This is a genomic window from Kurthia sp. FSL E2-0154 (assembly GCF_038003625.1).
GTDB classification, from domain to species: domain Bacteria; phylum Bacillota; class Bacilli; order Bacillales_A; family Planococcaceae; genus Kurthia; species Kurthia gibsonii.
Genome location: NZ_JBBOPO010000001.1, coordinates 2,459,832 through 2,480,139, shown reverse-complemented (window position 1 = coordinate 2,480,139; position 20,308 = coordinate 2,459,832). Strand labels below are relative to the sequence as shown.

Genomic DNA, 20,308 nt, shown 5'->3' with positions numbered 1-20,308 from the left:
AAGAACCAATTGAGGTTTTTTACGGACAAAGCCCCTTTTATATTGAAGGAGTGTACGTTATATGCAGTATGACGTGATTTTACCTGCTGCTGGTAGTGGGAAACGAATGGGCGCTAATCAAAATAAGCTATTTTTAGAATTAGCAGGCATACCTATATTGATTCATACATTACGTGTTTTCGAACAAGATACGCAGTGTCGAGCAATATATTTAGCTGTAAAATCAGAAGAACGTGCCTATATTCAGCAACAATTGGCACAATATGAAATTCATAAAGTAGTTGCGATGCCTGATGGTGGTGAAGAACGCCAGCATAGTGTTTATGCGTGTATACAAGAAATAAAGAATGGTGAAATTGTCCTTGTTCATGATGCAGCAAGACCATTCATTGAATTACCGACGATACATAAGCTTGTACAACAGGCAACAGAAAAGGGTGCAGCAATCGCAGGTGTTCGAGCAAAAGATACAATGAAAAATGTACAAGATGATAAAATACAAGAGACGGTGGATCGTTCAAATCTATGGATGATTCAAACACCACAGGCTTTTCGATTTGAATTATTAAATCGTGCAGAACAACAAGCAGCAGCAGATGGTTTTTTAGGAACCGATGAAGCGATGCTAGTGGAACGATTAGATGAATCCATCTATATTGTTGAAAGTAGTTATGAAAATATAAAGATGACAACCAAAGAGGATTTAGTTTTTGGTGAAGCGATTTTAAATCGTAGAACAGGAGGACATTCATATGTTTAGAATTGGACAAGGTTTTGATGTACACGAGTTTGCGGAAGGACGACCATTAATTATCGGTGGTATTACAATTCCACATGACAAAGGATTGATTGGGCATTCAGATGCAGATGTATTGTTACATACGGTAACAGATGCAGTATTAGGCGCAATCGGTGAAGGGGATATCGGGCGACATTTCCCAGATACAGACCCAGAGTTCAAAGATGCAGATTCAGCAAAATTATTAGCGTACATTTGGAAGATTGTTGAGGAGAAAGGGTATAAGTTAGGAAACGTAGATTGTACAATCATGGCACAACGTCCTAAAATGGCTCCATATATCGAACCAATGCGTAATCGTATTGCAGAACTATTAAATGCAGAACCAGATCAAGTAAATGTGAAAGCAACAACAACAGAAAAGCTTGGATTTGTTGGTCGTGAAGAAGGTATTGCAGCAATGGCAACAATTTTGTTAATCAAAGCCTGAGTTCCTTTAAATTTCAAGGAGCGAGTGGTAAAATGAGGAAAGTTGAATTTTTCTCGACAAATTAGGAGGATCTGAATTATGACTAAAAAAGTTCGTGTACGTTACGCACCAAGTCCAACAGGACATTTACACATCGGTGGCGCACGTACAGCATTATTTAATTATCTATACGCAAAACATTATGATGGGGATTTCGTATTCCGTATTGAAGATACAGATGTAGCTCGTAACATCGAAGGCGGAGAAGAATCTCAACTTCACAACCTTGAATGGTTAGGCATCATCCCTGTAGAATCACCAATCATTGGCGGTCCATACGGTCCATATCGTCAAATGGAACGTTTAGACACATATACAGAGCATGCACAACAATTACTTGAAAAAGGTCTTGCTTACAAATGTTTCTGTACATCAGAAGAATTAGAAGCAGAACGCGAAGCGCAACGTGCAAATGGTGTAGCCGCTCCTATGTATAAAGGGACTTGTCGTCACTTAACTGCAGAAGAAGTTGCAGAAAAAGAAGCAGCGGGTTTACCATACACGATTCGCTTTAAAGTACCAGCAGAAGAAACATATGTAGTTGATGATTTAATTCGTGGCGAAGTAACGTTTGAATCAAAAGACATCGGTGACTGGGTAATCGTAAAAGCAAATGGAATCCCAACATACAACTATGCGGTTGTTTTAGATGATCACTTAATGGAGATGACACACATCTTCCGCGGTGAAGAGCATCTATCAAACACACCAAAACAAATGATGATTTACCGTGCATTTGGTTGGGAAGTACCTCGTTTTGGTCATATGACATTAATCGTAAATGAAAATCATAAAAAATTATCAAAACGTGATGAGTCAATTATTCAATTCATCTCACAATATAAAGATTTAGGTTACTTACCAGAAGCAATGGTCAACTTCCTTGCATTACTTGGTTGGTCTCCAGAGGGTGAAGAAGAAATCTTCTCAATGGATGAGTTAATCGCTCAATTCACTGAAAAACGTTTAACAAAATCACCTTCTATGTACGATACTCAAAAGTTAAAATGGATGAACAACCAGTACATGAAGAAGTTATCGCATGAGCAAGTGGTTGAACTATGCTTACCATTCTTACAAAAAGAAGGTCTTGTTCCTGAAAATCCAACAGAAGAAGAAGCGGCGTGGGCATCTCGTTTAATCGGCTTATACCATGAGCAAATGAGTTACGGTGCAGAAATCGTTGAATTATCAGCACAATTCTTCACAGACGCATTAACATATAGTGAAGAAGAACAAGAAGTATTAGCTGGTGAACAAGTTTCAGAAGTAATGGCTTCATTCAAAGCACAACTAGAAGCACTTGAAGACTACGTAGCACCAGAAATTAAAAAGGCAATCAAAGCTGTTCAAAAAGAAACAGGTCATAAAGGTAAAAATCTATTCATGCCAATTCGTGTTGCAACAACAGGCGAAATGCATGGACCAGAATTAACAGATGCACTTGAACTTTTAGGTAAAGAAACAGTCATTGCACGCATCGAACCATTTATTAAATAAGTTTTCTTTTTTGCAAAGACATTGTAGAATAGAGTTACTTATACAACATAAAGCGTTGAAGAGGAGAAGTATGTGACGCAAGCTCCAAAAAGAGAGGACCATCATCGGCTGAAAGTGGTCTGAGCCTCTGTAAAGCAGAAATGCACCTCTGAGTATTTGATTGAACCATGTTTTTAATGAGGTAGGTCAAATCGGTTTGTCACCGTTATCGACCTTGAGTGGAATAGAGGCTGGTTAGTCCTATTCAATCAGAGTGGAACCGCGTACTTTCTCGCCTCTGTCTATCTTTACGATAGATGGGGGTTTTTTTATTAAACTTAATATCTAAAGGAGTGTTTCATTTGGCTATTCAAATTTTTAATACATTAACACGCGAAAAAGAAGAATTTAAACCAATCGAAGAAGGAAAGGTGCGCATGTATGTATGTGGACCAACTGTTTACAACTACATTCATATCGGAAATGCACGCCCGGTAATCGTTTATGATACAGTTCGTCGCTACTTAACGTATCGTGGTTATGAAGTAGATTATGTTTCAAACTTCACAGATGTAGACGACAAAATCATCAAAGCAGCAAACGAATTAGGTGAAGATGTATCTGAATTAACAGAGCGTTTCATTGCAGCATATTTTGAAGATATTACAGCACTAGGTGCCCAAAAAGCAGATGCCCATCCACGTGTAACAGAACATATGGATGAAATTATCGAGTTCATCGATGTATTAGTTCAAAAAGGATATGCGTACGAATCGCAAGGAGATGTGTATTACCGCACACGCAAATTTAAAAATTATGGACAATTATCACATCAATCTGTAGATGATTTAAAAGTTGGCGCACGTATTGAAGCAGGAACGAAAAAAGAAGATGACTTAGATTTCGCATTGTGGAAAGCAGCAAAACCAGGTGAGATTTCATGGAAGAGTCCTTGGGGTGAAGGCCGTCCAGGTTGGCATATCGAATGTTCTGTTATGGTTCACAATCATTTTGGTGATACAATCGATATTCACGCTGGTGGACAAGATTTGAAATTCCCTCACCATGAAAACGAGATTGCGCAATCAGAAGCTTATACAGATAAAAAATTCTCAAATTATTGGATGCATAACGGGTATATCAATATTGATAACGAAAAAATGTCAAAATCACTAGGTAACTTTATTTTAGTACATGACATCATTCAACAAATTGACCCACAAGTGTTGCGATTCTTTATTCTATCTGTACATTACCGTAACCCAATTAACTTTGCGCAAGACTTGGTGGAAGCAGCAGCGAATGGTTTAGATCGCCTTCGTACAACGCATCAAAATCTACAACATCGTCTAAAAGCAGCAACGAATTTAGTTGAGGTAGACGAAGCTGAATTACAAATTATTGAAGATGCAAAAGCTTATTTTGTTGAATCAATGGATGATGATTTCAATACAGCAAATGCCATTTCAGCACTATTCACCATTTCAACTGCTGCAAATAAATATTTAACAGCTAAAAATACAAACACAGAAGTTTTAGAAGCGTATAAAACAGCGCTAGAAGAATTAACAGGTGTATTAGGTATTCAATTAGCGCAAGCAGAGGAATTATTAGATGCAGACATCGATGCGTTAATCGAAGAACGCCAACAAGCTCGTAAAGACCGAAACTTTGCGCGCGCAGATGAAATTCGTGATATTTTAAAAGAACAAAACATTATTTTAGAAGATACACGTCAAGGTGTACGTTGGAAACGAGGCTAATCAATTGGGACAATTAAGAGATATTGATGTAAAACAATTGAATGCTCTAGCGCTTGCTTATATGGGAGATTCTGTTTTAGAAATTGCGGTACGTGAACACTTATTACGTAATGGTAAAGTGAAGCCGAATATTCTACATCGTGAAGCAACGCGCTATGTTTCTGCAAAAGCACAAGCAAAAGTTGTACGAAAAATGATTGAAGAAGAGTTCTTTACAGAAGACGAAGCGAGTATATTAAGACGAGGACGCAACGCAAAATCAGGTTCTGTACCGAAGAATACAGACGTACAAACATATCATTACAGTTCAGCATTTGAAGCTGTTTTAGGTTATTTATATTTATTAGGACAAGAAGAACGGATAGCGGAAATTATTGCTTATACGATTGAAACAGTGGAAGCTGAGAAATAGGAGGTTATCAATATGGATAACAGACGAGGTAAACGAGAAGAACGTGATCGTCGCGGTAATAAAATTACGCGCGATGGTCGCAAACCTAAAAAGCATACAAGAAGACCATACGAAGAGCCAAAAGAAATCGTAGAAGTTGTCGAGGTAGAACAAAAAGATAAAGAAATGATTGCAGGTAAAAACCCTGTATTAGAAGCATTGCGCGCGACACGCGATATTAATAAAATTTGGGTAGCAGAAGGTGTAAAAAAAGCAGGGATTGCAGAACTGCTTGAATTAGCAAAAGAACGTGGAATTGTTGTACAATTTGTACCAAAACAAAAAGTCGATGGTCTAACTTCTGAAAACCATCAAGGTGTTGTTGCATCAGTAGCTGCATATAATTATGCGGAATTAAATGATATTTTTGCGATTGCAGAAGAACGTGGTGAAGATCCATTTATTTTAATTTTAGATGAATTAGAAGATCCACATAACTTAGGCTCAATTATGCGTACAGCAGACGCTGTTGGCGTACATGGAATCATCATTCCAAAGCGTCGCTCAGTTGCTTTAACAGCAGTGGTAGCAAAAGCTTCAACTGGCGCAATTGAGTATATTCCAACAGTACGTGTCGGTAATTTATCGCAAATCGTTGATGAATTAAAAGAACGTGGTGTATGGATTGCTGGGACAGATGCAAAAGGTTCTGAAGACTATCGTCGCATGGATGCAACATTACCTCTTGCCGTCATTATCGGTAGTGAAGGTAAAGGTATGAGTCGCGTATTAAAAGAGAAGTGTGATTTCCTCTACAATTTACCAATGGTTGGACATGTTACGTCATTAAACGCCTCGGTAGCTGCATCATTATTGATGTATGAAGTGTACCGTAAGCGTCACGAATTATAAGTGATTGCCTATGGATATTATGTTGGTAGATGGGTATAACATCATCGGAGCTTGGAAAGAGCTACAAGAATTAAAAAAGCATGGACTAATTGAAGCACGTGATCGTTTAATTGAAATGATGGCAGATTACCAAGCGTATTCAGGCATGAAAGTAATCGTCGTTTTCGATGCATACCTTGTCCCAGGAAATGCGACCAAACTTAAAAAACACGAAGTCGAAGTTATTTTTACAAAATCAAAAGAAACAGCAGATGCTCGTATTGAAAAATTATCGAATGAGTTAATGTCACGTCGAACAAAAGTTTATGTAGCCACAAATGATATGGCTGAACAAAATGTCATTTTTGGTAATGGCGCACTAAGAAAATCAGCGCGTGAATTTGAAATCGATGTTCAAACTGCTCAAAAAGGTATTGAAGAAAAAGTACGACAAACGATTAAAGAAAAACCTGTGCGTCCACTAAATATGTCAGAAGAAGTACATGAGGCGCTTGAAAAAATACGTAGAGGAAAATTTTAGGTATATGGATAAATATTGTTAGTTACGTTATACTAGGTCTAACTATGCAGGGAACATAAATTGGGGTGGTACTTTGATAACTGATCAATTACAAGAAAAGCAACAACGGTTTAAAACCCTTACAGATGAGCAGTTAGTCGTTCGTTCTCGTGAGGGCGATAGTGATGCGTTAGATTTTTTGATTACAAAGTATAAAAACATTGTTCGACATAAAGCAGGGTCTTATTTTTTAATAGGAGCTGACCGAGAAGATATTGTGCAAGAAGGCATGATTGGTCTATATAAAGGGATTCGAGATTTTAACGAAGATAAGCAAGTGACATTTAAAGTTTTTGCGGAACTATGTATCACACGTCAAATTATCACAGCAATCAAAACAGCGACGCGTCAAAAACACATTCCTTTGAATTCTTCTGTTTCGCTTGATAAGCCGATTAATGATGATGAACAAGTGAATACATTGTTAGATATTTTGGCGACGAATGAACAAGATGATCCGCAAGAAGTTATGGTGAGTAAAGAACGAGTCCATTACATGGAATCAAAAATAAAAGATGTGCTTAGTGCGTTTGAAAAACAAGTATTGGCTCTCTATTTAGATGATTGTACATATCAAGAGATGTCATTAGCACTGAAAAAAGAAGTGAAGTCGATTGATAATGCTTTACAACGTATTAAGCGCAAGTTAGAACATCATATTTTGAATATATGAGCTAGTTGACAGAAAAGATTGTAAAGTGTTAGTCTTTTAACAGAACAATGCCTAAAAAGGTGATGACAATGGCAAACAAAATCGTTTTATGTTGTGAAAAATGTGGCGCTCGTAATTATCATTTACCGGCCCCAAAAGATCTTTCAAAACGCATGGAGTTAAAAAAATTCTGCTCAACTTGTAATGAACACACATTACATAAGCAGACACGATAGCATTTATATAAGATTTATTCGGAGGTTAGGTTAGATGGCAAAGTTAAAGCAGTTTTTCAAAAACGTCCTATCTGAGATGCGAAAAACAAGCTGGCCGAAACGTAAAGAGCTTAGTAAATATACACTTGTTGTAATTTCTACATTAATCTTTATGGCAGTATTCTTTATGCTAGTGGACTTAGGAATCTCAAAATTATTCCGTATGTATTTGGATTTATAGACGAAAAATGTTATGATTTGTGAAAGAGCCCGTAATGTGTACGGGTTTTTTCATTTGCCTTAAAAAAGGAGGGAATGGACCACGCGTCCAGACAATTATGGAGAAGAATTGGTATGTTGTTCATACGTATTCAGGTTACGAGAATAAAGTAAAGTTAAATCTCGAAAAACGTATCGAAACAATGGGAATGTCGGATAAAATTTTCCGCGTAATCATCCCAGAAGAACAAGAAACAGAAGTAAAAGATGGTAAGAAAAAAACATATATGCGTAAAACGTTCCCAGGTTACGTTCTTGTCGAGTTAATTATGACAGACGATGCTTGGTATGTAGTACGTAATACACCAGGTGTAACAGGATTTATCGGTTCATCAGGTGGCGGTGTTAAGCCAACTCCATTATTACCAGAAGAAGTAGAAGTCATCCTTGCGCAAATGGAAGCGAACTCACCAACTGTAGAACTAGATTTCGCAGTAGGCGACTTAGTAGAAGTGAAAGAAGGACCTTTCGCACACTTCCAAGGTGTGGTTGAAGAAATTGATGCTGATAAACAAAAAATTAAAGTAAATGTTGATATGTTCGGCCGTGAAACGGTTATGGAACTAGATTTTGCACAAGTTTTAAAAGTTTAATCACTTTTGAACTTGCCACAAAAACATAAAAGTGTTATCATTTCAAAGGTCAGACTGTAATGTATGACTACCGTAATTTTTAATGTTATCGGAATAAGCCGACAGACAGATATTGAGTGGGAGGGGAAACCCTTTGACCACATCACGGACTTAAGGAGGTGTGTCTCGTGGCTAAAAAAGTTGTAAAAGTTGTAAAACTTCAAATTGAAGCTGGTAAAGCAAATCCAGCTCCACCAGTAGGTCCTGCACTAGGTCAAGCAGGTGTTAACATCATGGGGTTCTGTAAAGAATTCAATGCTCGTACACAAGACCAAGCAGGTTTAATCATTCCAGTAGAGATTTCTGTATTTGAGGATCGTTCATTCACATTCATTACAAAAACTCCGCCGGCAGCAGTGTTACTTAAAGTAGCAGCTGGTATTAAATCAGGTTCAGGTGAACCAAACCGTGTTAAAGTAGCTACAGTGAAACGCGATAAAGTTCGCGAAATCGCTGAAACAAAAATGCCAGACTTAAACGCAGGTTCTGTAGAAGCTGCTATGTTAATGGTAGAAGGTACTGCACGTAGCATGGGTATTGTCATCGAAGACTAATCCCATTACTTGATAGAGAAGTTTTGTTTTTTGGAGGTTGCGACAGTTTCACAAGATTGAAACTCGCAGCCTTTATTCGTGGGAGGTTTATTCCGCTACAACCACAATCAAGGAGGAAATTATAATGGCTAAAAAAGGTAAAAAACTACAAGAAGCTGCTAAGCTAGTAGATAAAAATAAACTATACACAGTAGCAGAAGCTGCTGAGTTAGCAAAAAGCACAAGCACTGTAAACTTTGATGCAACTGTAGAAGTTGCTTTCAACTTAAACATCGATACTCGTAAAAACGACCAACAAATCCGTGGTGCAGTAGTACTACCAAACGGTACTGGTAAAACTCAAAAAGTTTTAGTATTCGCTAAAGGTGAAAAAATCAAAGAAGCAGAAGCTGCTGGCGCTGACTACGTAGGCGATGCTGAGTACATCCAAAAAATCCAAGGTGGCTGGTTCGATTTCGACGTAATCGTTGCGACTCCAGACATGATGGGTGAAGTTGGTAAACTTGGTCGTGTATTAGGACCTAAAGGTTTAATGCCAAACCCTAAAACAGGTACAGTTACTTTTGACGTAACTAAAGCTGTTAATGAAATCAAAGCTGGTAAAGTTGAATACCGTGCTGACAAAGCTGGTATCGTACATGCACCAGTAGGTAAAGTTTCATTCGAAGCTGACAAATTAGCTGAAAACATCCAAACAATCGTTGATGTAATCACAAAAGCTAAACCTGCAACTGCTAAAGGTGTTTACATGAAGTCTGTTCACGTAACAACTACAATGGGACCATCAATCAAAATTGACTCTCTTTCTTTAGCAAAATAATTTCATATTGACAATGTACTGTTCTATTGTTAAAATAGACAACGTTGTGAATTATCCATTTGTACCATAGACAGTAGGGGTAGCTTAATTGACTACTTAATGATCCTACCGAGGGCAAAGGAACTCAGACTCTTTAATGATGATGAATTTCCGCCCCTCTCTATTTTATTGATGAGGGGCTTTTCTTTTGTCGGTATAAGTGACCCATTCTTATAGGAGGTGTCCAATCATGAGCAAAGCAGTTGAAATGAAACAAACTGTTGTTCAAGAAATCGCTGAGAAATTCAAAAGCGCAGCGTCAGTAGTAGTAGTTGACTACCGTGGTCTTACAGTTGCACAAGTAACTGAATTACGTAAACAATTACGCGAAGCTGGTGTTGAATTCAAAGTATACAAAAATACTTTAGTTCGCCGTGCTACTGAAGAAGTTGGTCATGCTGATTTAAATTCTGCATTAACAGGCCCTAACGCTATTGCATTCTCAACTGAAGATGTAATCGCTCCAGCCCGTATTATCAACAACTTCGCGAAAGAAAACGAACAACTTGAAATTAAAGCTGGTTTAATCGAAGGCGCTGTGGCTTCTGCTGAAGAAATCAAAGCACTTGCAGAACTTCCATCACGCGAAGGTCTATTATCTATGCTTTTATCAGTTCTACAAGCACCAATGCGCAACTTCGCGCTTGCAACAAAAGCTGTTGCAGACCAAAAAGAAGAACAAGGCGCTTAATAGCAAGTTGATCTTCACCGCATAGTAATATGCACAAAAAAATAAAAAATTAGATTCCAAATAGGAGGAACTCATAATGAACCAAGAACAAATCTTAGCTGCAATCAAAGAGATGACAGTTTTAGAATTAAATGACTTAGTAAAAGCAATCGAAGAAGAATTCGGTGTAACTGCTGCAGCTCCTGTAGCTGTTGCTGGTGGCGCTGCTGGTGCTGCTGAAGAGAAAACAGAATTTGATGTTGTATTAGCATCTGCTGGTGAATCTAAAATTAAAGTAATCAAAGTGGTTCGTGAAATCACTGGTTTAGGTCTTAAAGAAGCTAAAGAAGTTGTAGATAACGCTCCTAAAGCTCTTAAAGAAGGCGTATCTAAAGAAGAAGCTGAAGAAATCAAAGCTAAACTTGAAGAAGTTGGCGCAAACGTAGAAGTTAAGTAATTAATTTTCTATTGATTAACAAAAGCTCGTCAATATACTTATTGACGAGCTTTTCTTCATTTTATGTGAAGGAGGGCGAAATATGTCAGAACATTATTATTCAAAAAAACCGCATGTAGAAAGCAAACCAAGAAAGTGGAATTTCACATTAAGAGGTTTTACATTTTCTTTTGAAACTGACGCAGGCGTGTTTAGTAAAAGCGAAGTAGATTTTGGATCCCGTGTGTTAATCGACTGCTTTGAATTACCGAGTGTTTCTGGAGATATTTTAGATGTAGGTTGTGGTTATGGGCCGATCGGGTTGTCGATTGCTAAAAGTTATCCGGATCGCACAGTTCATATGATGGACGTGAATGACCGAGCATTAAGTTTAGCTGAGAGAAATGCGGAAAATAACGGAGTACAAAATGTGCAGATTTATGAGAGTGACGCACTTTCATCTGTGAAAACAGATCAAGTCGCTGCTGTTTTGACAAACCCGCCAATCCGCGCAGGAAAGAAAACGATTTTTCGTTTTTATGACCAAGCGTATGATGTGCTGAGAGAAGAAGGCGAGCTGTGGATTGTGATTCAAAAGAAGCAAGGAGCCCCTTCAACGATGGATCATTTAGCTGAAAAGTTTCGTTTGGTAGAAGTTGTTGATAAGGTCAAAGGTTATTGGATTATCAGAGCTGTCAAATAATTTGTCAACAATAAAAGATTGACTTGACAAATCGGCTATGATATTATAAGAAAATGCAAAAATATTTAAATTGCATAGGTATGTCTTTTTATCGTTCAAGGTAAAAAGTCAGCAATTTTTTAAGTTTGGTTAAACGAGAATGAGCTCTAAATTATATGAACTCGTTTTCTTTTTTGTCTTTCAAATCATACACGATGTGTAAAGATTTTGAAAGACCTATTATCGCTTTATGAGGGGTGAATGAGTTGACAGGTCAACTAGTTCAGTACGGACAACACCGCCAGCGTAGAAGCTTCGCGCGTATTAAAGAGGTGCTGGAACTTCCGAATCTTATTGAGATTCAAACCGCATCTAACGAGTGGTTCCTAGAAGAAGGATTACGTGAAATGTTCCGCGATATTTCACCGATTGAAGACTTCACAGGGAATTTATCACTAGAGTTTGTCGATTACAGTCTTGGGGAACCAAAATATGATGTCGATGAATGTAAACAACGCGACGCAACTTTTGCCGCGCCATTGCGTGTGAAAGTACGTTTGCATAACAAAGAAACTGGAGACGTGAAAGAACAAGAAGTATTCATGGGTGATTTCCCATTAATGACTGAAACAGGTACTTTCATTATTAACGGTGCAGAACGCGTTATCGTTTCCCAATTAGTAAGATCACCAAGTGTATACTACCACGATAAAACTGATAAAAACGGTAAAAAAGGTTTTGGAGCTACAGTGATTCCTAACCGTGGTGCATGGCTTGAATATGAAACAGATGCGAAAGATGTAGTACATGTTCGTATCGACCGTACACGTAAATTACCAGTAACAGTACTTTTACGTGCATTAGGTTTCGCTTCAGACCAAGAAATCATCGATTTAATCGGTGATAACGAGTACTTGCGTAATACATTAGAAAAAGATAATACAGAAAGCACAGAAAAAGCGCTTCTAGAAATTTATGAGCGTCTACGTCCTGGTGAACCACCAACAGTAGAAAGTGCGAAAAACTTATTGTATTCTCGTTTCTTCGACCCAAAACGCTATGATTTAGCAGCTGTAGGTCGTTATAAAATGAACAAAAAGCTTCACATTAAAAACCGTTTATTCAACCAAACAATCGCTGAAACACTGGTAGACCCAGAAACAGGCGAAATTTTAGTTGAAAAAGGCACATTAATTGATCGTCGTGTCCTAGACAAAATTATTCCAAACCTTGAGAATGGTGTTGGTTTCAAAACCCTTTCTAAAGTGGGTGGCGTAATCGAAGGCGACGTATTAGTACAAGAAGTAAAAATCTTCGCGCCGAACGACGAAGCTCAAAAAGAAATTAAAGTTATTAGTAATGCATATGTTGATGATGAAGTAAAACACTTAACACCAGCAGATGTTGTTGCTTCAGTATCTTATTTCTTTAATTTATTATATGGTATCGGTGATACAGATGATATCGATCACTTAGGTAACCGTCGTCTACGTTCTGTAGGTGAGTTACTGCAAAACCAATTCCGTATCGGTTTATCTCGTATGGAACGTGTTGTACGTGAACGTATGTCAATCAATGATACTGAATCAATCGTGCCACAACAATTAATCAATATTCGTCCAGTAATTGCGTCTATTAAAGAATTCTTTGGTAGTTCTCAATTATCTCAATTCATGGACCAAACAAACCCACTTGCAGAATTAACGCACAAACGTCGTCTATCTGCATTAGGACCTGGTGGTTTAACACGTGAACGTGCTGGCTTTGAAGTACGTGACGTTCACTATTCTCACTATGGCCGTATGTGTCCGATTGAAACTCCTGAGGGACCGAACATTGGTTTAATCAACTCACTATCTTCTTATGCAAAAGTTAATCCATTTGGTTTCATCGAAACGCCATATCGTCGTGTCGATCCTGAAACAGGTGCTGTAACTGCGCATATCGATTACTTAACAGCAGATGAGGAAGATAACTATGTAGTAGCTCAAGCGAACTCACCATTAAATCCAGATGGTACATTCGTAGAGAGTGAAGTGGTAGGTCGTTTCCGTGGAGATAACTCTGTTTTCAAGCGTGAAACAATTGACTACATGGACGTATCTCCTAAACAAGTAGTATCTGCTGCGACAGCATGTATCCCATTCTTAGAAAACGATGACTCAAACCGTGCTCTAATGGGTGCCAACATGCAACGACAAGCTGTTCCTTTATTAAACCCTGAAGCTCCATTCGTTGGAACTGGTATGGAACACGTAGATGCACGTGATTCTGGTGCTGCAGTAGTAGCGAAATATGCTGGTATTGTAGAACATGTAGAAGCTCGTTCAATCCACGTACGCCGTATTGAAGTTGTAGACGGTAAAGAGGTTCAAGGAGATTTAACTAAATATAAACTACAAAAATTCGTTCGTTCAAACCAAGGTACAAGTTATAACCAACGTCCACTTGTGAGCGTAGGCGAGCGCGTAAAACCACGCGATATTCTTGCTGACGGTCCATCAATGGAAAAAGGTGAACTTGCATTAGGTCGTAACGTAGTTGTAGCCTTCATGACTTGGAATGGTTATAACTATGAGGATGCTGTCATCATGAATGAACGCCTAGTTAAAGAAGATGTATACACTTCAGTTCATATCGAAGAATATGAATCAGAAGCGCGTGATACAAAGCTAGGGCCTGAAGAAATCACTCGTGACATTCCAAATGTCGGAGAAGAAGCACTTCGTAACCTTGACGAACGTGGTATTATTCGTATCGGTGCTGAAGTAAATGACGGTGATATTTTAGTAGGTAAAGTAACGCCAAAAGGTGTAACAGAATTAACTGCTGAAGAACGTCTATTACATGCAATCTTCGGTGAAAAAGCACGTGAAGTACGTGATACATCACTTCGTGTACCACATGGTGCCGGTGGTATCGTACTTGATGTTAAAGTCTTCAACCGTGAAGATGGCGACGAATTATCTCCAGGTGTTAACCAATTAGTTCGTGTTTACATTGTTCAAAAACGTAAAATTCGCGTTGGTGACAAAATGGCCGGACGACATGGTAACAAAGGGGTTATCTCGCGTATCCTTCCAGAAGAAGATATGCCATTCTTACCAGACGGTACACCAGTCGATATCATGCTTAACCCACTTGGGGTACCATCTCGTATGAATATCGGACAAGTATTAGAGCTTCATTTAGGTATGGCTGCTCGTTACTTAGGTGTTCACATGGCTACACCAGTATTCGATGGTGCGTCAGATGAAGATGTATGGAAAGTGATGGAAGAAGCTGGTATGAACCGTGATGGTAAAACAGTTCTTTATGATGGTCGCTCAGGCGAACCGTTAGACAACCGCGTATCAGTTGGGGTTATGTACATGATCAAACTTGCGCACATGGTTGACGATAAACTTCACGCACGTTCAACAGGACCTTACTCACTTGTTACGCAACAACCACTTGGTGGTAAAGCGCAATTCGGTGGACAACGTTTTGGTGAGATGGAAGTTTGGGCTCTTGAAGCATATGGTGCTGCGCACACACTTCAAGAAATCTTAACTGTTAAATCAGATGACGTTGTTGGTCGTGTGAAAACATACGAAGCAATCGTAAAAGGCGATCCGGTTCCAGAACCAGGCGTTCCAGAATCATTCAAAGTACTAATTAAAGAGTTACAATCTTTAGGTTTAGATGTGAAAATGTTAAACATCAATGACGAAGAAATTGAACTACGCGACTTAGATGATGAAGAAGAAAACACATCAAATAACGCATTAAACATTCTTCCAAATGATGAAAATGCAGAAGCATCAGCGACTGTACAAGAAGATTAATCGAGTATTTTTGTGGAAGATGGACAGGCTCTTTTTGGGCTTGTCCTAATTCCAATTTATCTATAAAAATCAATCGTCGAGCTAATTTATAAGTCAAATAGACTTCAGAATAAAGGGAGGTAGGCTCCTTGATAGACGTTAATAATTTTGAGTATATGAAAATCGGTTTAGCTTCACCAGATAAAATCCGCTCATGGTCTTATGGAGAAGTAAAAAAACCTGAAACAATCAACTACCGCACACTAAAACCAGAAAAAGATGGTTTATTCTGTGAGCGTATTTTCGGACCTACAAAGGACTGGGAATGTCATTGTGGTAAATACAAACGCGTTCGCTATAAAGGTGTAGTTTGTGACCGTTGTGGCGTAGAAGTAACACGCGCTAAAGTTCGTCGTGAACGTATGGGTCACATCGAATTAGCAGCATCTGTATCACACATTTGGTACTTTAAAGGTATTCCATCTCGTATGGGTCTAATTTTAGACATGTCACCTCGTGCACTAGAAGAAGTTATCTACTTTGCTTCTTACGTAGTAATCGATTCAGCTGATACACCTTTAGAGAAAAAACAATTACTTTCTGAAAAAGAGTATCGTGCTTATCGTGAAAAGTTCGGTTCAACATTCAAAGCATCAATGGGTGCTGAAGCGATTAAAGACCTTTTACGTGAAATCGATCTTGATAAAGAAACAGAAATGTTAAAAGAAGAATTAAAAACTGCTCAAGGTCAACGCCGTACACGTGCGATTAAACGTCTTGAAGTAGTTGAATCGTTCCGTCACTCAGGTAACCGTCCTGAATGGATGATTTTAGATGTACTACCTGTAATTCCACCAGAATTACGTCCAATGGTACAACTTGATGGTGGTCGTTTTGCGACTTCAGATTTAAACGATTTATATCGTCGTGTAATCAACCGTAATAACCGTTTAAAACGTTTATTAGACCTTGGTGCTCCTGGCATCATCGTACAAAACGAAAAACGTATGTTACAAGAAGCGGTAGATGCATTAATCGATAATGGTCGTCGTGGCCGTCCTGTTACAGGTCCTGGTAACCGTCCATTAAAATCACTTTCACATATGTTAAAAGGTAAACAAGGTCGTTTCCGTCAAAACTTACTTGGTAAACGTGTTGACTACTCTGGTCGTTCAGTAATCGTAGTTGGTCCATCTTTAAAAATGTACCAATGTGGTTTACCAAAAGGTATGGCAATCGAGCTATTCAAACCTTTCCTAATGAAAGAATTAGTTGAGCGTGGTTTAGCGCACAACATTAAATCTGCAAAACGTAAAATTGAACGTATGCATGAAGATGTATGGGATGTTTTAGAAGAAATCATTCGCGAGCACCCAGTATTACTAAACCGAGCGCCAACGCTTCACCGTTTAGGTATCCAAGCATTCGAACCAACATTAATTGAAGGTAAAGCGATTCGTCTTCATCCGTTAGTATGTACAGCTTACAATGCTGACTTCGACGGTGACCAAATGGCGGTCCATGTACCACTTTCAGCAGAAGCGCAAGCAGAAGCTCGTCTATTAATGTTAGCTGCTCAAAACATCTTGAACCCTAAAGATGGTAAGCCAGTTGTAACGCCTTCTCAAGATATGGTATTAGGTAACTACTACCTAACTTTAGAACGTAAAGGTGCACCTGGTGAAGGTACAGTATTTACAGATGCTGAAGAAGTAATGGTAGCTTACCAAAACACTGAAGTACATCTGCATACACGTGTAGCAATTAAAGCATCATCTTTAAATAATAAAACATTTACAGAAGAACAGAATGGTAAACTATTAGTTACAACTGTTGGTAAAATTATTTTCAACGAAATTCTTGATGAGAACTTCCCATATATTAATGAACCATCAAATGATAACTTATTAGAAACACCAGATCACTTCTTCTTACCAACGAATACAAATGTAAAAGAATACTTCGAAAATACAGATGTAATAAAACCATTTACAAAGAAATTCTTAGGTAATGTTATTGCGGAAGTCTTTGCACGTTATCACATTACAGAAACATCTGTTATGTTAGACCGTATGAAAGACTTAGGATTCAAATATTCTACTAAAGCTGGTATTTCAATCGGTATCTCAGATATCATCGTATTACCAGACAAAGGTGAAATTTTACATCATGCGCAAGAACAAGTAGATAAAGTACAAAAACAATTCCGTCGTGGTTTAATCACAGAAGAAGAGCGATATGATCGCGTTATTTCATTCTGGGGTGCTGCAAAAGACGAAATTCAAGCACGTCTGATGAAATCTTTACCAGCTGAAAACCCAATCTTTATGATGAGTGACTCTGGTGCCCGTGGTAACGCATCTAACTTTACACAGTTAGCTGGTATGCGTGGTCTGATGGCAAACCCATCTGGTCGTATCATCGAGTTACCAATCAAATCATCATTCCGTGAAGGTTTAACCGTATTAGAGTACTTCATCTCGACTCATGGTGCGCGTAAAGGTCTTGCCGATACCGCACTTAAAACAGCCGATTCAGGTTACCTTACTCGTCGTCTAGTTGACGTAGCGCAAGATGTAATCGTACGTGAAGATGATTGCGGTACTGACCGTGGTTTAACAATTACTTCATTAAAAGAGGGCTCTGAAATTATCGAAGCATTAGACGAGCGTATTATCGGTCGTTATGCGAAGAAAACAATTCGTCACCCAGAAACAAAAGAAGTAATCGTTGCGCGTAACGAATTAATTACGCAAGAGTTAGCTCGCGTAATTATTGATGCTGGAATCGAAGAAGTTACAATTCGTTCTGCATTTACATGTAACACACGTCACGGCGTATGTAAAAAATGTTACGGTATGAACTTAGCTACAGGAGATAAAGTTGAAGTTGGCGAAGCTGTTGGTACAATCGCAGCTCAATCAATCGGTGAGCCAGGTACACAGTTAACAATGCGTACATTCCATACTGGTGGGGTTGCCGGTGCCGATATCACACAAGGTCTTCCTCGTATCCAAGAGATTTTTGAAGCACGTAATCCAAAAGGTCAAGCAGTAATCAGTGAAATCACTGGTGTTGTTTCTGATATTGAGGAAATTCGTGAAGGTCAAAAAGAAATTACGGTAACAAGCCCAATTGAATCACGTAAATATTTAGCACCATACAATGCACGTTTAAAAGTACAAGTAAACGATGAAGTTGTTCATGGTCAAGTATTAACAGAGGGTTCAATTGATCCAAAACAATTAATCAAAGTAACAGATGTTTCAACTGTAGAAGAATATCTATTAAAAGAAGTACAAAAAGTTTACCGTATGCAAGGGGTAGAAATTGGCGATAAACACATTGAAGTAATGGTTCGTCAAATGCTACGCAAAGTACGCGTAATCGAAGCTGGTGATACTGATTTATTACCTGGTTCACTTCTAGATGTTCACCAATTCTATGATGCAAACAAAACTGTTCTTAAAGAAGGTAAACTACCTGCTACATGTACACCAGTGATTCTTGGTATTACAAAAGCATCACTTGAAACAGAATCATTCTTATCTGCTGCATCATTCCAAGAAACAACTCGTGTTCTTACAGATGCTGCAATCAAAGGAAAACGCGATGAGTTATTAGGACTTAAAGAGAACGTTATCCTTGGTAAGTTGATTCCTGCTGGTACAGGTATGCAACGCTACCGTCAAATCCAAATTGCTGGTGAAGACGAGCAAAAATCAGAAGAAGCAGTTTCTGCTGAATAACTGATGAAAATCGAGGGAGAAATCTCCCTCGATTTTTTATTTTGGGTTGACACGTTGTTTTGAGAATGATAATATATTTTAGGTTGATAGTTGTCTGTCTATCATTTCGGAGGATATGAAAATTTTCTCACGGAAAAATCAACAGTCTGGTTTAAAACGAACAATAGTTAATATTTGTTGGTCATGTATGAGGATAATGAACCTCTAAATGTATACGATCGAATGGCCACGCATGCGGTGCGACTAGTAGCACATATATTGGTGTTCCCGTTGCATTTGAACTGGCAGCTAAGCTAGTAGAGAATTTTATTATTTGAACATGTGGCAAGCGATATTAGTATTGATGGTAGTTTTTGCACTGATCATGCGAAAGCTTTGTTTTTTACCCTAAAATGAACCACCTGGATGTGTGGATTTAAAACACAATCAATGAGAGGAGGAAGAATCGATGCCTACAATTAACCAATTAGTACGTAAGCCTCGTCAATCCAAAAGTAAGAAATCAAACTCACCAGCACTAAACAAAGGCTATAACAGCTTTGACAAAGCGTTAACAAACGTTAACTCACCACAAAAACGTGGTGTTTGTACACGTGTTGGTACAATGACACCTAAAAAACCTAACTCAGCGTTACGTAAGTACGCTCGTGTGCGTTTAACTAACCAAATCGAAGTTAACGCTTATATCCCTGGTGAAGGTCACAACTTACAAGAGCACAGTGTTGTTCTTATCCGTGGCGGACGCGTAAAGGATTTACCTGGTGTTCGTTACCACATCGTACGTGGTGCGCTTGATACTGCTGCTGTACAAGGACGTATGCAATCACGTTCATTATACGGTGCTAAAAAACCTAAAGAGAAAAAATAATTTACATTGAGCTATATAGCTGAAAGGAGGAAAACACATGCCTCGTAAAGGTCCTGTTTCCAAACGTGACGTGTTACCAGATCCAATTTATAATTCAAAACTAGTAACTCGTTTAATCAATAAAATGATGGTAGATGGTAAAAGAGGTACTTCTCAAAAAATCTTATACGGAGCTTTCGAATTAGTAAAAGAACGCTCAGGTCAAGATCCACTAGAAGTATTTGATGCTGCACTTAACAACGTAATGCCTGTACTTGAAGTACGCGCTCGTCGTGTTGGTGGTGCTAACTACCAAGTACCAGTAGAAGTACGTCCAGAACGTCGTACAACTCTTGGTCTTCGTTACCTAGTAAACTACTCTCGTCTTCGTGGCGAAAAAACAATGGAAGAACGTCTTGCTAACGAAATTTTAGACGCTTCTAACAACACTGGTGCGTCAGTTAAAAAACGCGAAGATATGCACAAAATGGCAGAAGCAAACAAAGCGTTCGCTCACTACCGTTGGTAATATTAAAAATATCTTAATCCATTATG

At 38.5% G+C, this 20,308-nt stretch carries 20 protein-coding genes and 2 other annotated features; all 20 genes read left to right on the top strand.

The features are described from left to right. The first annotated feature begins 61 nt into the window (after positions 1-61). The 20 genes from ispD (at position 62) to rpsG (ending at position 20,282) form a co-directional block, all read left to right on the top strand. The gene (ispD, locus tag MHB75_RS12380; protein ID WP_141272419.1) at positions 62-760 is read left to right on the top strand and encodes a 2-C-methyl-D-erythritol 4-phosphate cytidylyltransferase; all 699 of its coding nucleotides are present in this window, start codon (positions 62-64) and stop codon (positions 758-760) included. Beyond that, complete coding sequence (gene ispF, locus MHB75_RS12375; protein WP_340998020.1) at positions 753-1,229, top strand: 2-C-methyl-D-erythritol 2,4-cyclodiphosphate synthase; 477 nt, start codon at positions 753-755, stop codon at positions 1,227-1,229. Before ispD ends, ispF begins: the two co-directional genes overlap by 8 nt. A gap of 78 nt (positions 1,230-1,307) precedes the next feature. Then, positions 1,308-2,768 carry a glutamate--tRNA ligase gene (gene gltX / locus MHB75_RS12370; protein ID WP_087681985.1) on the top strand — a complete coding sequence of 487 codons (1,461 nt, stop codon included), beginning with the start codon at positions 1,308-1,310 and terminating at the stop codon, positions 2,766-2,768. A 46-nt stretch (positions 2,769-2,814) separates the two neighbouring features. After that, positions 2,815-3,050, top strand: a binding site (T-box leader). 59 nt (positions 3,051-3,109) lie between these two features. Beyond that, on the top strand, positions 3,110-4,510 hold the full coding sequence (gene cysS / locus MHB75_RS12365; protein WP_340998017.1) for a cysteine--tRNA ligase: 1,401 nt from the start codon (positions 3,110-3,112) through the stop codon (positions 4,508-4,510). A gap of 4 nt (positions 4,511-4,514) precedes the next feature. Beyond that, entirely contained in the window at positions 4,515-4,922 is a 408-nt protein-coding gene (locus tag MHB75_RS12360; protein ID WP_304364143.1) for a Mini-ribonuclease 3, read from the top strand. Positions 4,923-5,087: 165 nt separating this feature from the next. After that, entirely contained in the window at positions 5,088-5,813 is a 726-nt protein-coding gene (rlmB, locus tag MHB75_RS12355) for a 23S rRNA (guanosine(2251)-2'-O)-methyltransferase RlmB (protein ID WP_340998628.1), read from the top strand. Positions 5,814-5,823: 10 nt separating this feature from the next. Next, complete coding sequence (locus tag MHB75_RS12350) at positions 5,824-6,333, top strand: NYN domain-containing protein (RefSeq protein ID WP_340998014.1); 510 nt, start codon at positions 5,824-5,826, stop codon at positions 6,331-6,333. 73 nt (positions 6,334-6,406) lie between these two features. Beyond that, positions 6,407-7,045, top strand: coding sequence for an RNA polymerase sporulation sigma factor SigH (gene sigH, locus MHB75_RS12345; protein WP_445667008.1), 639 nt, complete (start codon positions 6,407-6,409; stop codon positions 7,043-7,045). Positions 7,046-7,092: 47 nt separating this feature from the next. After that, positions 7,093-7,260 carry a 50S ribosomal protein L33 gene (gene rpmG, locus MHB75_RS12340; RefSeq protein ID WP_255314689.1) on the top strand — a complete coding sequence of 56 codons (168 nt, stop codon included), beginning with the start codon at positions 7,093-7,095 and terminating at the stop codon, positions 7,258-7,260. 34 nt (positions 7,261-7,294) lie between these two features. Continuing rightward, positions 7,295-7,480 (top strand): preprotein translocase subunit SecE, encoded by a 186-nt coding sequence (gene secE, locus MHB75_RS12335; RefSeq protein WP_068450094.1) that lies wholly within the window; start codon positions 7,295-7,297, stop codon positions 7,478-7,480. Between the two features lie 97 nt (positions 7,481-7,577). Continuing rightward, positions 7,578-8,111 carry a transcription termination/antitermination protein NusG gene (gene nusG / locus MHB75_RS12330; RefSeq protein WP_068450096.1) on the top strand — a complete coding sequence of 178 codons (534 nt, stop codon included), beginning with the start codon at positions 7,578-7,580 and terminating at the stop codon, positions 8,109-8,111. 167 nt (positions 8,112-8,278) lie between these two features. Continuing rightward, positions 8,279-8,704, top strand: a complete 426-nt coding sequence (gene rplK, locus MHB75_RS12325) for a 50S ribosomal protein L11 (protein WP_068450098.1) — start codon at positions 8,279-8,281, stop codon at positions 8,702-8,704. Positions 8,705-8,828: 124 nt separating this feature from the next. Next, a complete protein-coding gene (gene rplA, locus MHB75_RS12320; RefSeq protein WP_141272427.1) occupies positions 8,829-9,524 on the top strand; it encodes a 50S ribosomal protein L1 in 696 nt (231 codons plus the stop codon). Positions 9,525-9,570: 46 nt separating this feature from the next. After that, positions 9,571-9,719: a sequence feature (ribosomal protein L10 leader region), on the top strand. Between the two features lie 34 nt (positions 9,720-9,753). Further along, positions 9,754-10,254 (top strand): 50S ribosomal protein L10, encoded by a 501-nt coding sequence (gene rplJ, locus MHB75_RS12315; protein ID WP_068450102.1) that lies wholly within the window; start codon positions 9,754-9,756, stop codon positions 10,252-10,254. A 76-nt stretch (positions 10,255-10,330) separates the two neighbouring features. Then, positions 10,331-10,690 carry a 50S ribosomal protein L7/L12 gene (gene rplL / locus MHB75_RS12310; RefSeq protein WP_087681983.1) on the top strand — a complete coding sequence of 120 codons (360 nt, stop codon included), beginning with the start codon at positions 10,331-10,333 and terminating at the stop codon, positions 10,688-10,690. 82 nt (positions 10,691-10,772) lie between these two features. Then, a complete protein-coding gene (locus MHB75_RS12305; protein ID WP_121176053.1) occupies positions 10,773-11,372 on the top strand; it encodes a class I SAM-dependent methyltransferase in 600 nt (199 codons plus the stop codon). A gap of 245 nt (positions 11,373-11,617) precedes the next feature. After that, the gene (gene rpoB / locus MHB75_RS12300) at positions 11,618-15,178 is read left to right on the top strand and encodes a DNA-directed RNA polymerase subunit beta (RefSeq protein ID WP_068450108.1); all 3,561 of its coding nucleotides are present in this window, start codon (positions 11,618-11,620) and stop codon (positions 15,176-15,178) included. A gap of 128 nt (positions 15,179-15,306) precedes the next feature. Continuing rightward, positions 15,307-18,906, top strand: a complete 3,600-nt coding sequence (gene rpoC / locus MHB75_RS12295; RefSeq protein WP_340998004.1) for a DNA-directed RNA polymerase subunit beta' — start codon at positions 15,307-15,309, stop codon at positions 18,904-18,906. Positions 18,907-19,354: 448 nt separating this feature from the next. Continuing rightward, complete coding sequence (gene rpsL, locus MHB75_RS12290) at positions 19,355-19,774, top strand: 30S ribosomal protein S12 (RefSeq protein ID WP_068450113.1); 420 nt, start codon at positions 19,355-19,357, stop codon at positions 19,772-19,774. Between the two features lie 37 nt (positions 19,775-19,811). After that, positions 19,812-20,282 carry a 30S ribosomal protein S7 gene (gene rpsG, locus MHB75_RS12285; protein WP_066790941.1) on the top strand — a complete coding sequence of 157 codons (471 nt, stop codon included), beginning with the start codon at positions 19,812-19,814 and terminating at the stop codon, positions 20,280-20,282. Positions 20,283-20,308: the final 26 nt, after the last annotated feature.